12 protein-coding genes are annotated in these 14,185 nt (G+C 55.1%); 4 read left to right on the forward strand and 8 right to left on the reverse strand.

Annotated elements, in window-relative coordinates:
* The first annotated feature begins 89 nt into the window (after positions 1-89).
* A complete protein-coding gene (gene chiP / locus IEX01_RS02210) occupies positions 90-1,487 on the forward strand; it encodes a chitoporin ChiP (protein WP_188723197.1) in 1,398 nt (465 codons plus the stop codon).
* 49 nt (positions 1,488-1,536) lie between these two features.
* Positions 1,537-4,185, forward strand: a complete 2,649-nt coding sequence (locus tag IEX01_RS02215) for a beta-N-acetylhexosaminidase (RefSeq protein WP_188723198.1) — start codon at positions 1,537-1,539, stop codon at positions 4,183-4,185.
* A gap of 55 nt (positions 4,186-4,240) precedes the next feature.
* On the opposite strand, the gene IEX01_RS02220 is transcribed toward IEX01_RS02215, so the two are convergent.
* From IEX01_RS02220 to ybfF, 5 genes are all read right to left on the reverse strand, one after another.
* A complete protein-coding gene (locus IEX01_RS02220; protein ID WP_024557165.1) occupies positions 4,241-4,852 on the reverse strand; it encodes a helix-turn-helix domain-containing protein in 612 nt (203 codons plus the stop codon).
* 335 nt (positions 4,853-5,187) lie between these two features.
* Complete coding sequence (fur, locus tag IEX01_RS02225; protein WP_024557164.1) at positions 5,188-5,634, reverse strand: ferric iron uptake transcriptional regulator; 447 nt, start codon at positions 5,632-5,634, stop codon at positions 5,188-5,190.
* 299 nt (positions 5,635-5,933) lie between these two features.
* Complete coding sequence (gene fldA / locus IEX01_RS02230) at positions 5,934-6,464, reverse strand: flavodoxin FldA (RefSeq protein ID WP_024557163.1); 531 nt, start codon at positions 6,462-6,464, stop codon at positions 5,934-5,936.
* Positions 6,465-6,619: 155 nt separating this feature from the next.
* Positions 6,620-6,901 (reverse strand): LexA regulated protein, encoded by a 282-nt coding sequence (gene ybfE, locus IEX01_RS02235; protein WP_024557162.1) that lies wholly within the window; start codon positions 6,899-6,901, stop codon positions 6,620-6,622.
* A gap of 129 nt (positions 6,902-7,030) precedes the next feature.
* On the reverse strand, positions 7,031-7,798 hold the full coding sequence (ybfF, locus tag IEX01_RS02240; protein ID WP_188723199.1) for an esterase: 768 nt from the start codon (positions 7,796-7,798) through the stop codon (positions 7,031-7,033).
* Between the two features lie 184 nt (positions 7,799-7,982).
* Here ybfF and seqA point away from each other — a divergent pair, with 184 nt between their 5' ends.
* Both seqA and pgm read left to right on the forward strand, forming a co-directional pair.
* Positions 7,983-8,525, forward strand: a complete 543-nt coding sequence (gene seqA / locus IEX01_RS02245) for a replication initiation negative regulator SeqA (protein WP_188723200.1) — start codon at positions 7,983-7,985, stop codon at positions 8,523-8,525.
* Between the two features lie 24 nt (positions 8,526-8,549).
* A complete protein-coding gene (gene pgm / locus IEX01_RS02250; RefSeq protein WP_188723201.1) occupies positions 8,550-10,190 on the forward strand; it encodes a phosphoglucomutase (alpha-D-glucose-1,6-bisphosphate-dependent) in 1,641 nt (546 codons plus the stop codon).
* Positions 10,191-10,241: 51 nt separating this feature from the next.
* Here pgm and kdpE read toward each other — a convergent pair whose 3' ends face one another.
* The 3 genes from kdpE to kdpC are packed head-to-tail and all read right to left on the reverse strand — an operon-like array spanning position 10,242 to position 14,183.
* Positions 10,242-10,919: a two-component system response regulator KdpE gene (gene kdpE, locus IEX01_RS02255; RefSeq protein WP_024559694.1), complete on the reverse strand. Its 678-nt coding sequence runs from the start codon at positions 10,917-10,919 to the stop codon at positions 10,242-10,244.
* Positions 10,916-13,600, reverse strand: a complete 2,685-nt coding sequence (kdpD, locus tag IEX01_RS02260) for a two-component system sensor histidine kinase KdpD (protein ID WP_188723202.1) — start codon at positions 13,598-13,600, stop codon at positions 10,916-10,918. The genes kdpE and kdpD overlap by 4 nt, the downstream gene beginning before the upstream one ends.
* Before the next feature lie 10 nt (positions 13,601-13,610).
* Positions 13,611-14,183: a potassium-transporting ATPase subunit KdpC gene (gene kdpC, locus IEX01_RS02265; RefSeq protein ID WP_048887183.1), complete on the reverse strand. Its 573-nt coding sequence runs from the start codon at positions 14,181-14,183 to the stop codon at positions 13,611-13,613.
* Between the last annotated feature and the right edge of the window lie 2 nt (positions 14,184-14,185).

Genomic DNA, 14,185 nt, shown 5'->3' on the forward strand with positions numbered 1-14,185 from the left:
TACTATTCAATAGCGTTAAAAAAATCATAAGTATGCATTTATTTTGCATGAAAGCTTTTTATAAAGTTATTATTGAGAAGGAATTTGATATGCCTCTTTTTTTAAAAAGGCGCAGGACGCGGCTATTATTACTGGCGAGCGTAAGCGCTTTATCTACTTTGAGTTTTACACCTGCTGTTTATTCCACTGGCTTTATTGATGATTCAACGCTGACGGGCGGCCTCTATTACTGGCAGCGAGAGCGAGACCGCAAAGATGTCGCAGAGGATAAATACAAAACTAACCTTTCTCATGCAACCTGGAACGGTAATCTTGATTTTTCGTCAGGGTATGCGGCAGATCTGTTCGGCGTCGATCTCGCGCTCTTTACGGCAATTGAAATGGCGGAAAATGGCGACAGCGCGCATCCAAATGAAATCGCCTTCTCATCCAGTAATAAAGCTTACGATGAAGACTGGTCCGGTGATAAAAGCGGAGTAAGCCTTTATAAAGCCGCCGCGAAATTTAAATATGGTCCTTTATGGGCGCGCGCCGGATATATCCAGCCCACCGGCCAAACGCTTCTGGCGCCGCACTGGAGCTTTATGCCTGGCACTTACCAGGGCGCGGAGGCAGGGGCCAGCGCGGACTACGGCGAGGCGGGCCTGCTCAGCTTCTCATATATGTGGAGCAACGCTTATAAAGCCCCGTGGCATCTTGAAATGGATAAATTTTACCAGAACGATAAAGCGACCCGCGTCGACTATCTCCATTCTTTAGGCGCGAAGTATGACTTCAAAAATAACTTTATTCTCGAAGCGGCCTTCGGCCAGGCGCAAGGTTACGTTGACCAATACTTTGCTAAAGCCAGCTATAAATTTGATATTGCGGGAAGCCCGCTCGCCGCCAGTTATCAATTCTACGGCGCCCGCGACAAAGTAAGCGACGGCTCAGGCAACGATATTTATGACGCCACGGCATGGCTGCAGGCGTTGACCTTTGGCTACAGGGTGGGGCCGGTTGATCTACGTCTGGAAGGCACCTGGGTGAAGGCCGACGGGCAACAGGGCTATTTTCTGCAACGCATGACGCCAACCTACGCCTCATCAAACGGTCGGCTGGATATCTGGTGGGATAACCGTTCTGACTTTAACGCTAACGGTGAAAAGGCGCTTTTCGTCGGCGCTATCTATGACCTTACCCACCTGAAGCTGGCGGGATGGTCTTTTGGCGCGTCTTACGTGTACGCCTGGGATGCTAAGCCCAGCTCCGCGCCGACCCGCGATGGTTATTACGATCCTGATTATCGTCTCAAGGAATCGGCTTACAGCCTCGATGCAATTTATACCTTCGTAGAAGGGCGCGCTAAAGGCGCCACGTTTAAGCTGCATTTCACGCAGTATGACAACCACTCCGCTATTCCCAGTTACGGCGGTGGCTACGGCAATATTTTTCAGGACGAACGCGACGTGAAATTGATGTTCATTGCGCCGTTCACCCTGTTCTGATGCTTCCCGCTTCATACTCATTAATGCTATCTCGCTCTGAGGGAACAAAATGAAGAGATTACAGCGTAGTGTTTTAGCGCTCGCTCTGGCCGGACTAATGAGCAGCGCCTGGGCAGACCAGGAACTGGCGAATAAACTGAGTCAGTTTACGCTCAATTATGCCGTGCAGGATAACCACGCACAGCAACACGGCGTGGACTGCGCGGCGCTCGGCGCCGACTGGGCCGCCTGCAGTAAAGCCGTTATCACCTTAACGAACCATGGCGATGCGCTAACCGACAGAAACTGGACTATCTGGTTTCACAGCATCCGGCAAATCCTGAAAGTGGAGAATGAACAGTTTAAGGTCACCCACGTCATGGGTGACCTGCATAAGCTTGAACCCACCGATAAGTTCACGGGCTTTCCGGCAAACCAGGCCGTCACTATCCCGATTATTAATGAGTACTGGCAGCTTTTTATTACCGACGTGCTCCCTCGCTGGTATGTCACCTCTGACGACAGTCGTCCCGTTATTATCGCCAACACCGACACAGAAGATCTGGCCCGGTTTGTCAGTCCGCTCGGTGAACAGTGGAGGCGTACGCCGGATGATAAAAATGTGTTGATGACCGCAGAGGCGCGCTATAACAAAAACAGCGATGTCGCTTTACCGGATGCTGCGGCGCTGCGAGGAGAGATTGTTCCTACCCCTAAAACGGTTACGGTGCATGCCGAAAATGTGGACTTAAGCCGCGGGGTCGTGCTCGACCTGGCTTCGCTTGCGCCAGCTTCCCGCGAGGCGGTGGCTTCGCGTTTCGCGCAGCTCGGCGTGAAAACCGGTCAGGGCTATCCGGTTAACACTCTCGTTGCGCCAGACGACTTTCAGAAACCGGAGGCGGTATCCGGCGCTTACCGTTTACAAATCAAGCCGCAGGAGACAATAGTGACGGGATACGACGCCGCTGGCGTCTTCTACGGTCTACAATCCCTGCTCTCACTGCTCCCGGCGCAAGGTAAGCCGCAAATCGCTACGCTTGAGGCGAGCGATGCGCCTCGCTTTAGCTGGCGCGCTATTCATCTGGACGTCGGACGCAATTTCCATTCAAAAGCGGCAGTGTTGCGTCTGCTGGATCAAATGGCCGCTTATAAACTCAACAAGTTTCATTTCCACCTGAGCGATGATGAAGGCTGGCGCCTGGAAATCCCCGGGCTGCCGGAACTGACCGAAACAGGGGCGAAACGCTGCCATGACCTCACTGAAAAACGCTGTCTTCTGCCGCAGTTGGGTTCGGGGCCCGAGAGTAATAACAACGGCAGCGGCTACTTCACGCGCGCTGATTATATTGAGATTGTGAAATACGCTGCTGCGCGGCACATCGAGGTTATCCCTGAAATTGATATGCCCGCGCATGCGAGGGCGGCGGTGGTATCAATGGAAGCGCGCTATGCCCGCTTAATGGAAGCGGGAAAAGCGCAGGAAGCAAACCATTACCGCCTGCTGGATCCCGCCGACACGTCAAACACGACAGGCGTACAGTATTACGATCGAACCGGTTATCTGAATCCTTGTCTCGCTTCGTCACGCAACTTCGTCGACAAAGTCATCTCTGAGGTTCAGTTGATGCATAAAGAGGCGGGGCAACCTTTAACCGTCTGGCACGCTGGCGGCGACGAGGCGAAGAATATCTACCTGGGAACAGGGTATACCGACAAGTCCCATCCGGAAGAGGGGAAGGGGATTATCGATCTGAGTAAACAAAATAAGCCGTGGGAAAAATCACCTGCGTGTAAAAAGCTGCTTGAACGGGGCGAGGTCGCGGACGTTGAACACCTTTCCAGCTACTTTGGCATTGAGATCAGCAAGCTGGTAAATGCGCACGGCATCAGCGTCATGCAGGCCTGGCAGGATGGGCTGAAAGATGCGAAAGACGCCAGCGCGTTCAGCACCCGTCAGGTTAATGTTAACTTCTGGGACACGCTGTTCTGGGGCGGCTTTGATACGGCAAACGACTGGGCGAATAAAGGTTTCAGGGTTATCGTCTCCAACCCTGACTATCTCTATCTGGATTTCCCCTATGAAGTCAACCCGGCGGAGAGCGGCTATTACTGGGGAACACGGTTCAGCGACGAGCGTAAAATCTTCAGCTTTGCGCCAGACAACCTGCCGCAGAATGCGGAAACTTCCGTCGATCGCGATGGCAATACCTTCAGTGCGAAATCTGACAAGCCCTGGCCGGGTGCGCTGGGCCTTTCCGCTCAGCTCTGGAGCGAAGTCGTTCGTACCGATAAGCAGATGGAGTACATGATCTACCCAAGGCTTATTGTTGTCGCTGAGCGCGCATGGCATCGCGCCGCCTGGGAGCAGGATTATCAGGCGGGTCGCGAGTATAAGGGCCAGGAAACGCAGTGGGTGGATAAAAAAGCCCTCGCCTCAGACTGGGCTCGCTTTGCAAGCCTTATAGGCCACCGGGAGCTGGCGAAACTGGACAAAGCGGGCATCCAGTATCGTTTGCCGGTGCCGGGCGCCAGAGTGGAAAAAGGCATACTGGAAATAAACACCAGCCTGCCGGGGCTGGCGGCAGAATACTCTACGGATAACGGTAAAAACTGGCTACGCTATGACAATAAGGCGCGACCACAGGTTGAGGGCGAAGTACTGATTCGCGCGGTAAGCCCGGATGGTCAACGCTACAGCCGTGTCGATAGCGTTAAATAGTCCCGTAAAAAAAAGCCCGCCTGATGGCGGGCTTTTTTTATCTTTCAGCAAAAGCTTACAGGCTTTCTGGCAGCGTACGCAGCGCGGTTAATTTTCCTTTACTTATTTCTACATAATTATCATGCCGCAACTGCGACAACGTTTTCATCACCATGCTGCGAGAAAGATTGGTTCGCTTAACGATATAATCGGCAACGTTAATCTTATTTCGCATAAATTCATCCATGGCGGCAAGCGTGACCAGATTACCTTTAATCATGAGGTAGCTATTATGCCCAAGCAATAATTCTTCGCGATGGCAGAGTAAGTCGATGTTCCAGGCCAGTACCTTATATAACTGTGGTTGGCACTGATGATTCTCTATTTCACTCAGAAATTTATCAAAAGGAATGAGCTGATAGTGGCACTCAGCATCGGCCTGAATTCTGAAATAATTTTTATTATTAAGATTACGCGCAACGCCCAGAATAGACGGGGCGCTACATTTTTCAATCAGTAATCTGTCACTTTTACGCAATACGGAAAAAAGGCCGCCGCGAATAATGCAAACAAAGCCTTCACGCGTTGGAATAGACGTATTTTTTTCTGCGCGATACCAGTTGCCATAACCATTAAAGATATCGGACAGGCGATAAATTTCGGCAAGGGGTTTCTGAGGTATTACCATAACGGCGACCTTTGTATAAGTATATTATTGGAATAAATAACGAGGGGCTATTCTAATAGAGTTGATTTTTTTACTGCAAGACAGGCCAATGACGTTGTAAGCCTGAATGGGGCGCTTGAGGGGGGTAACTGATTGAATGGTAAAATAATTTACTTTTTCTGAAAATAAAAAGTAAGAAAAAGATAAGATAAAATAAGTTCTTGACCAGTATATTAAAATAGCAAGCATCAAAAAAATGGATTATTAGCGTCGCGCCTGCCTGATAAAGGTGTAAAAAAAGCCGACATACTATGTCGGCTTATTAACAAAAAGCAAAAACGGAACGCTATTTTCGCTTACTTTGTGTCGTGCGCGTGCTCGTTTTCGCGGCAGTCGCCATCGGCACAGTGGCCATAGAGATAGAGGCTATGGTTAGTCAAACGAATGCCATGGCGAGAAGCGATTTCACGCTGACGCGCTTCGATAGAGTCGTCGCTAAACTCGATAACTTTGCCGCAGTCGAGGCAGATCAGGTGGTCATGATGATGCTGTTGAGTCAGTTCGAAAACGGATTTGCCGCCTTCAAAGTTATGACGCGTAACGATACCCGCGTCGTCAAACTGATTCAGCACACGGTAAACGGTCGCGAGACCAATCTCTTCGCCCATGTCAATGAGGCGCTTGTATAAGTCTTCCGCACTGACATGATGGTTTACTGGCTCCTGCAACACTTCAAGGATTTTCAGTCGAGGAAGCGTGACTTTCAGGCCAGCCTTCTTTAATGCGGTGTTATTGTCAGTCATGCGGAATCTGTCCTGTTGCTAAACGGTGTGCTCCGGAGAGCTTAAGATCGGATGCGCTGAAGATGAATGCGACTCATTATAGAACTGACAGGACCAAATGAAAACCGCAAGCGTCCAGCAATAGTGCTTTTCAAAACGTGGCGAGCGCGGCGCTTGCCGTCTCGTTACCCGATAATCCAGAAGGGTATTGTACAGATATGCGGATGAAAGTTAAAAATTTGTAGCAATCATTTTTATCGCTTTTATCTATCAATGAAGCTAAAACGGCGATAAAAAATACATTTATCGCCGTTTCACGATTAGGCGTTAATGATTTCCTGCAGATGCAGCTCTTCAGAAACTTGCTTAACCCATTTTTCGACGCGTTCAGCGGTCAGTTCCGGCTGACGATCTTCATCAATGGCAAGGCCAACGAAGTGATCGTCATCGGCAAGACCTTTAGAGGCTTCAAAGTGATAACCTTCCGTCGGCCAGTGACCCACAATAGTGGCGCCGCGCGGTTCAATAATGTCGCGAATGGTGCCGAGCGCGTCGCAGAAGTATTCCGCGTAGTCTTCCTGATCGCCGCAGCCGAAGAGCGCGACCAGCTTGCCATTGAAGTCAATCTCTTCAAGGGTCGGGAAGAAATCATCCCAGTCGCACTGCGCTTCGCCGTAGTACCAGGTCGGGATGCCAAGCAGCAGGATATCGAAACCTTCCAGATCTTCTTTGCTGCTCTTGGCAATATCGTGCACTTCAGCAACGTCTTTCCCGAGCTGTTTCTGAATAACTTTTGCGATATTTTCGGTGTTGCCGGTGTCGCTGCCGAAAAAAATGCCTACGATTGCCATGAGAAAAATAACCTCTTGAATCCTAATGATATGGTAGTGGCGAAATGCCCACAGATAGGGCAATAATAGCAGAACAGAGAAGAGGGCGGAAACAGCTATCACGGTGGGGTGCACACTCTGACACATTTCCATACAAGAAAAAGGGTTTTAAGGCCTTAGCTATTCAGCGCCTTGAGCTGCGCCAACAAAATTTCTTCAATCAATTCGCTGCGACTCATGTTGCGCGCCTGCGCCAGCTGCGTCAGGGCGTCAACCGCTTCCGCGTTAAGTTTTAACTCTACACGTTTAAGCCCGCGAACTTTGTCGCGCTTGAGCTGGTTCCGTTTGTTGATGCGCAACTGTTCGTCACGCGACAGCGGATTGGTTTTCGGGCGACCCGGGCGACGCTCGTCCGCGAACAGATCTAATGTCGTACGGTCCGTTTGTTCTTTGGCCATGATTTGACTACTGACAGGGGAAACAGGCTGCCGGAGCGGATGCCCGGGTGTCATTCAGCGCGCCATCATACATCAGGGAACGAGGCGCGCCAACGCGTTAGCGGCATGTTAGCGCCAGTCGCCTTGTTTTTAATCAGTTTCCAGGAAGCGACGAATGGCGCGCAATACGGCTTCGGGCTTTTCGGCATGCACCCAGTGCCCGGCGCCGGCAATGACATGCGCTCGCGCCGCAGGGAACTGCTTAAGCAAGGCCTCGCGGTGATTTTCCTGTACGTAAGGCGAAGCGCCGCCAGCGATAAACAGCGAAGGACCATGCCAGGCGGGCACCTCCTGCCAGCCAACAATGTGCTCATACTGCTCCCAGAGCGTCGGCACATTGAAACGCCATTCACCGTCGGCGAAGGATTTCAGCAGAAACTGAACGACGCCTTCTTCAGAGAGGTGCTCGCGCATAATGGCGGCCGCCTGCTGGCGCGTCGCGGCGCCCGCTTCGCTTACCGCGCGAATGGCGGCGAAGATTTCATCGTGACGTCGTACCTGATAGTCGACAGGCGCTATATCAATCGTCACCAGTTTAACGATGCGCTCCGGTATCAGCGCGGTCACCGCCATTGCCGCTTTGCCGCCCATGGAGTGCCCAATAAGCACCACGTTATCAAGCTGGTGGGCATCCAGCGTTTCCACGATATCCTGCGCCATTGCAGGATACGTCATCTCATTGCTACGCGGCGAAAGACCGTGGTTGCGCATATCGACCTGCAGCACATCGCGATCTTTCGCCAGATCGCGAGCCAGCACGCCGAGGTTATCCAGACTGCCAAACAGGCCGTGAATCAAAACGACAGGCGAATTGTTATTCGGTTGTTGCGCAGATTGCATTCGGGTATTCAATTTCATGGCAAAGTTCTTTTTTTGCATCTGAAAGGTTAGGGTATCATGTTGACCATTCTGCCGTCCGGCTGCAAGAAGCCAGTTAATTCCGACTTTTGCCGCCCCTCCAGGTGTGACGCTATCCGCTGTTGGGTTTTACTTCTATAATCCCAACGACTTGTATTCAGAAAAGATATTGCACTGGATTAAGATGAAAACGATTGAAGTTGATGACGAGCTGTATCGCTACATTGCCAGCCACACTCAGCACATTGGCGAAAGCGCGTCCGACATTTTACGGCGCATGCTTAAAGTTGCCGCCGGCTCGCAAGCCGCTTCCGCTCAGGCGAAAGAGAGCGCGCCTGTCAGCGCAGCCGTTGCCGAAAAGCCGGCGAACCCTGCCAAAGACCGCGTTCGCGCTATGCGAGAGCTGCTTTTATCGGACGAATACGCAGAACAGAAGCGAGCGGTCAATCGTTTCATGCTGGTGCTGTCTACACTCTATTCACTGGATGCAAAAGCGTTTGCCGAAGCCACCGAGTCGCTGCATGGCCGCACCCGCGTCTATTTCGCCGGTGACGAGCAAACGCTGCTGCAAAGCGGCAACCAGACCAAGCCCAAACATGTTCCGGGCACGCCATACTGGGTTATTACTAATACGAATACGGGCCGCAAATGCAGCATGATCGAACATATCATGCAGACCATGCAGTTCCCGGCGGAATTAATTGAAAAGGTTTGCGGCACCATCTAACACAAGCGTCAGAAGGATCAGGCCATGGCAATGCATAACCGTGCGGGTCAACCCGCGCAACAAAGTGATTTGATTAACGTCGCGCAGCTTACCGCGCAGTACTACGTATTGAAGCCGGAAGTCGGCAACGTTGAGCACGCGGTGAAGTTCGGTACCTCCGGCCATCGCGGCAGCGCGGGACGTCACAGCTTTAACGAGCCGCACATTCTGGCTATCGCCCAGGCCATTGCCGAAGAGCGCGCTAAAAACGGCATTACCGGCCCGTGCTATGTGGGTAAAGATACCCATGCGCTCTCTGAGCCCGCTTTTATCTCTGTGCTGGAAGTCCTGTCCGCGAACGGCGTCGATATCATCGTGCAGGAAAACAATGGTTACACCCCAACGCCTGCGGTTTCCAACGCTATCCTGGTTCACAACAAAAATGGCGGCGCTCAGGCGGACGGCATTGTCATTACCCCCTCTCACAATCCGCCGGAAGATGGCGGCATCAAATACAATCCGCCGAACGGCGGCCCGGCGGATACTAACGTAACCAAAGTGGTGGAAGATCGCGCAAACGCGCTGTTGGCGAACGGCCTGAGAGAGGTTAAACGCCTGCCGCTTGACGAAGCCTGGGCCAGCGGTCGCATTCAGGAAAAAGACCTGGTGCAGCCGTTTGTCGAAGGATTGGCGGATATCGTCGATATGGCGGCTATCCAGAAAGCGGGCCTGAAGCTCGGCGTTGACCCGCTTGGCGGCTCCGGTATCGAATACTGGAAGCGTATTGCGGAGCACTACAAGCTGGATCTGACCATTGTTAACGATCAGGTCGATCAAACTTTCCGCTTCATGCACCTTGATAAAGATGGCGTTATCCGTATGGACTGCTCCTCTGAGTCTGCGATGGCGGGGCTGCTGGCGCTGCGTGATAAGTTCGATCTGGCCTTTGCCAACGACCCGGATTACGACCGTCACGGTATTGTCACCCCGGCGGGGCTGATGAACCCGAACCACTATCTGGCGGTCGCCATTAACTATCTGTTCCAGCATCGTCCGCAGTGGGGCAACGAGGTGGCTGTCGGTAAAACGCTGGTCTCATCCGCGATGATTGACCGCGTGGTGAACGATCTCGGCCGTAAGCTGGTGGAAGTGCCGGTAGGCTTCAAATGGTTCGTTGATGGCCTTTACGACGGCAGCTTTGGCTTCGGCGGCGAAGAGAGCGCGGGCGCCTCTTTCCTGCGTTTTGACGGCACGCCGTGGTCCACCGATAAAGACGGCATCATCATGTGTCTGCTGGCGGCGGAAATCACCGCCGTCACCGGCAAAAACCCGCAGCAGCATTATGATGAGCTGGCTGAACGCTTCGGCGCGCCGAGCTATAACCGTCTGCAGGCTTCCGCCACGTCCGCGCAAAAAGCGGCGCTTTCTAAGCTGTCGCCGGAAATGGTCAGCGCAAGCCAGCTGGCGGGCGACCCCATCACGGCGCGCCTGACCGCCGCGCCAGGCAACGGCGCTTCCATTGGTGGGCTGAAAGTGATGACTGACAACGGCTGGTTCGCCGCGCGTCCGTCAGGCACGGAAGACGCGTACAAAATCTATTGTGAAAGCTTCCTCGGCGCGGAACACCGTAAGCAGATTGAGAAAGAAGCGGTGGAGATCGTCAGCGAAGTGTTGAAAAACGCCTGATGGGTTGAATATAAAAAGGGAGCGCTTGTCGCTCCCTTTTTTATGTCGGCGTTACAGCATAAAGCGGTAGCCAATCCCCGTTTCTGTCAGCAGATGGCGCGGACGCGCCGGATCGCTTTCCAGTTTCTGGCGCAGGTGGCCCATATAGATGCGCAAATAGTGGCTATGCTCCACGGCGTTCGGCCCCCAGACCTGGCTTAAAAGCTGCCGCTGCGTCAGCACCTTGCCGTGATTATTCAGCAGCACCGCCAGCAGGCGAAACTCGATGGGCGTCAGGTGAATTTCTTCTTCGCCGCGCAGAATGCGCCGTGTAGCGAGATCGACATGAATATCGGAAAAGTGATAAGCCGGATCGTCCGGGGTTGAGCTGCCATGACGACGCAGCGCCACGCGCAGGCGCGCCTGCAGCTCGCCGATGCCGAAGGGTTTGCTCAGATAATCATCCGCCCCGGCATCCAGCGCGGCGATTTTATCTTCCTCTTCGCTGCGTGCTGACAGTACTATCACCGGGCGCTGGCTCCACTGGCGAAAATCGCGGATAAAATCCAGCCCGTCGCCGTCGGGCAAGCCAAGATCGAGTATGACCAGATCCGGTTTGCGGGTCGCGGCCTCAATCAGCCCGCGCTGCAACGTTTCCGCTTCATGAACGCGCAAGCCTTCGCTTTCCAGCGCGGCGCGCAGAAAGCGGCGGATCTCTTTCTCATCTTCGACAATCAGTACGCTAATCACATGTCCTCGTGAATATCCAGCTCAGGGGGGCGCTGCTGGGGCAGCACGATGTGGAAGCTTGCGCCGCCTTCAGGGCGGTTTTTAGCGTAAATGATGCCGCCGTGCACCTCAACTATAGCCTGACAAATAGCGAGACCGAGCCCGACGCCGGGAATGGCGGATTCTTTGTTGCCGCGCGCAAATTTCGCGAAAATCGCCGCTTCCTGACCCGGTGGGATCCCCGGCCCGCTGTCCCAGACTTCCAGCTCCAGTTGCTCGTCCCGACGGCTGGCCCGTACGCCGATGCGCGCCGCCGAGCCCGCATACTTCACGGCGTTTTCCAGCAAATTAATCAGCACGCGCTCAAGCAAGGCGCCGTCGACGTAAATCAACATCAGCGGGTCCGGCAGCGCGAGTTCAATATGCCGCCCGCCAAGGCCTGGCTCCAGCATTTTCAGCGCGCTGCCGACCACTTCCTCAAGCGTCAACCACTCTTTGCGCAGATTAAAGCCGCCGGACTGAATGCGCGCCATATCCAGCAAGTTATTCACCAGCCGCGTGGTGTTCAGCACATGCTGGCGAATAGCGCTGGCCTGCAGGGCATGTTTTGAGCCTTCGGAGGCGAGGTCGAGCGTCAGGATCTCCGCCTGGCCGAAAAGTACGGTAAGCGGCGTGCGTAAATCATGAGAAAGGGCCGCCAGCAGCGAGTTACGCAGTTGCTCATGCTCGCTCGCCATACGCGCCTGCTCCTCGCTTTTAGTCAGCCACAGCCGCTCAAGCGCGCTGGCGATAAGCAGGGTGAAGGTCTCCAGCAAACGCTGCTGCTCGGGGATCATCAACTGGCGCAGGCTTGAAGGTTCGACAATCAGCAGGCCGTGGGTTTTGTGCGCGGTGCGCAGCGGCAGGATCTGATACGGCACGCCGGGCAGCGTGTCGGTGCCGGCGCCCGCTGGCTGACCATTATCGAAACTCCAGCGGGCGATGGCCTCATCCCATGCGCTGATGCTGGCGGTATCGACAGGTGGCAGCAATTTACCGTGCTCATCGGGCAGCAGCATCAGGCTGCGGGCATGAAACGTGGAGTCGATAAAGCGCTCGCTGGTCACGGCGATATCCTGCGCCGAACGGCCCACCGCCAGCGCTTTCGACATTTCATAAAGATGGCGCGTGCGCTGCTCCCGATAACGCGCTATTCGCGCCTGGTAGCGTACGCCCGCGGTCAGGTTGCCGATAACCAGCCCGACGGTGAGCATCACCGCAAAGGTGAGCAGATACTGCACATCGGAGACCGCCAGCGTGCCGCGCGGGGCGATGAAAAAGAGATCGAAGCTGATGACGTTAATCACCGTCGCCAGTACGGACGGCCAGCGCCCGTAAAAGAGGGCGACCATGACCACGCCCAGCAGATAGACCATCACCAGGTTGGCGGCGTCAAAGGCCAAAAGCCACTGATTCGCCACCAGCGTGATTAAGGCGCAAAGCAGCAGTGCGACGAGGCAGCCGCGAATTTGTATGCGCCACTTTTCTGTAAAGGGGCGCGCGTCCGGGGCCTTAGGCGCGCTGGCGAGAGGCTTGTCATCAAGCGCGACGATAAGCAAGTCGAGGTCCGGCGCATGGCGCGCCAGCCGTTCGGCGAAGGTTTCGCGGTTCCACCAGCGGCGGCGATTGCGCCTGCCGATGATAATTTTGCCAAGGTTATGTTCCCGCGCGTAGCGCAGCAGCGCTTTCTCTTCCTCCGCTTCCGCGAGCGTGGCGGTTTCCGCGCCCAGCTCCTGGGCAAGGCGCAGCGCGCTTAAGATGGCGCGACGGGATTTTTCCGGCAGGCGATGCAGCCGCGGCGTTTCCACATAGACGGCGTGCCAGGCGCTGCCGAGCTTAGCGGCAAGGCGTGCGGCGGTGCGCACCAGCTTCTCATTGCCGCTGCCGTGGCCGATGCAAAGCAAAATAGCGTCGCGCGTATGCCAGACCTTTTCCAGCCCCTGGTTATCGCGCCAGACGCGCATCTGCTCGTCCACCCGATCGGCGGTGCGCCGCAGCGCCAGTTCGCGCAGCGCGATCAGATTGCCTTTGCGAAAGAAGTGCTCAATGGCGCGCTCCGCCTGGCCTGCAATGTAAACTTTGCCTTCATGCAGACGCTGGCGCAGGTCATCGGGAGGAAGGTCCACCAGCACCACTTCGTCGGCGGCGTCAAAGAAAGGATCGGGCACCGTTTCGCGCACCTGAATGCCCGTTACTCCGCCCACCACGTCGTTCAGGCTTTCCAGATGCTGCACATTAACGGTGGTGAAAACGTCGATACCGGCGTTGAGCAACTCATCCACATCCTGCCAGCGCTTGGGGTGACGGGAGCCCGGCGCGTTGCTGTGCGCCAGTTCGTCCATCAGGATCAACGCCGGGCGGCGCGCCAGCGCGGCGTCGAGATCAAACTCCTGCACGGTGCGGCTGCGGTGCTGGATACGCTTGAGGGGCTGGATAGCCAGCCCCTCAAGGAGGGCCGCCGTTTCCTGGCGGCCATGGGTTTCCACTACGCCCACCAGGATGTCCAGCCCCTGCTGGCGCAGGCGCTGGGCTTCCTGGAGCATGGCGTAGGTTTTGCCTACGCCCGCGCAGGCGCCGAAGAAGATTTTGAGTTTGCCCCGCGTTCTGTCGCTCGCCTGGCTTAACAGGCGATCCGGGTCCGGACGCGTCGGTTCTTCGGTCATATCCCTTCCTTTATTTTTGCAGCGCATCCAGCGCGAGGTTGAGCTGCACCACATTCACTACCGGCTGGCCGATAAAACCCGGCATTGGCGTTTGCGTATTTTGCGCCACCAGTTGCGCTAATTGTTCAACGGAAAGCTGGCGGGCGCGGGCGACGCGCGGGATCTGCCAGGCGGCGGCCTGCGGCGAAATACCATAATCCAGGCCGCTTGCGGAGGCGGTCACCAGCTCTACCGGCACCGTAGGCGTCGCCTGCGGGTTAGCGGCGCGTAATGCCGCCACTCGCTCCTGCACCTGTTTATCGAGTTCCGGATTGCTGCCCGCGAGGTTGCTGCCGCCGGACGCCATGGGATTATACGGCGCTTCGGCAGTGGCAGAGGGGCGGCCCTGGAAATATTTCGCTTCGCTAAACGCCTGACCGATAAGCCGCGAGCCGCGGATTTCTCCCGCTTGCTCGATGAGCGAGCCCTTCGCCTGCGCGTTAAACCACCACTGCCCGAGGGCGGTAGTCACGAGCGGATAGAGGCCGCCGGTAATCAGCGTCAGCAACAGCAGCAGCATAATGGCGGGACGTAACATCGTCATAA

It is taken from the genome of Franconibacter daqui (assembly GCF_014644275.1).
GTDB classification, from domain to species: Bacteria; Pseudomonadota; Gammaproteobacteria; order Enterobacterales; family Enterobacteriaceae; genus Franconibacter; species Franconibacter pulveris.

Coding starts and splice junctions, on each gene's coding strand:
- pgm (WP_188723201.1), top strand. CDS start 8,550: ATGGCAATGCATAACCGTGCGGGTCAACCCGCGCAACAAAGTGATTTG.
- fldA (WP_024557163.1), bottom strand. CDS start 6,464: ATGGCAATCGTAGGCATTTTTTTCGGCAGCGACACCGGCAACACCGAA.
- kdpD (WP_188723202.1), bottom strand. CDS start 13,600: ATGACCGAAGAACCGACGCGTCCGGACCCGGATCGCCTGTTAAGCCAG.
- IEX01_RS02220 (WP_024557165.1), bottom strand. CDS start 4,852: ATGGTAATACCTCAGAAACCCCTTGCCGAAATTTATCGCCTGTCCGAT.
- fur (WP_024557164.1), bottom strand. CDS start 5,634: ATGACTGACAATAACACCGCATTAAAGAAGGCTGGCCTGAAAGTCACG.
- chiP (WP_188723197.1), top strand. CDS start 90: ATGCCTCTTTTTTTAAAAAGGCGCAGGACGCGGCTATTATTACTGGCG.
- kdpC (WP_048887183.1), bottom strand. CDS start 14,183: ATGACGATGTTACGTCCCGCCATTATGCTGCTGCTGTTGCTGACGCTG.
- seqA (WP_188723200.1), top strand. CDS start 7,983: ATGAAAACGATTGAAGTTGATGACGAGCTGTATCGCTACATTGCCAGC.
- ybfE (WP_024557162.1), bottom strand. CDS start 6,901: ATGGCCAAAGAACAAACGGACCGTACGACATTAGATCTGTTCGCGGAC.
- ybfF (WP_188723199.1), bottom strand. CDS start 7,798: ATGAAATTGAATACCCGAATGCAATCTGCGCAACAACCGAATAACAAT.
- IEX01_RS02215 (WP_188723198.1), top strand. CDS start 1,537: ATGAAGAGATTACAGCGTAGTGTTTTAGCGCTCGCTCTGGCCGGACTA.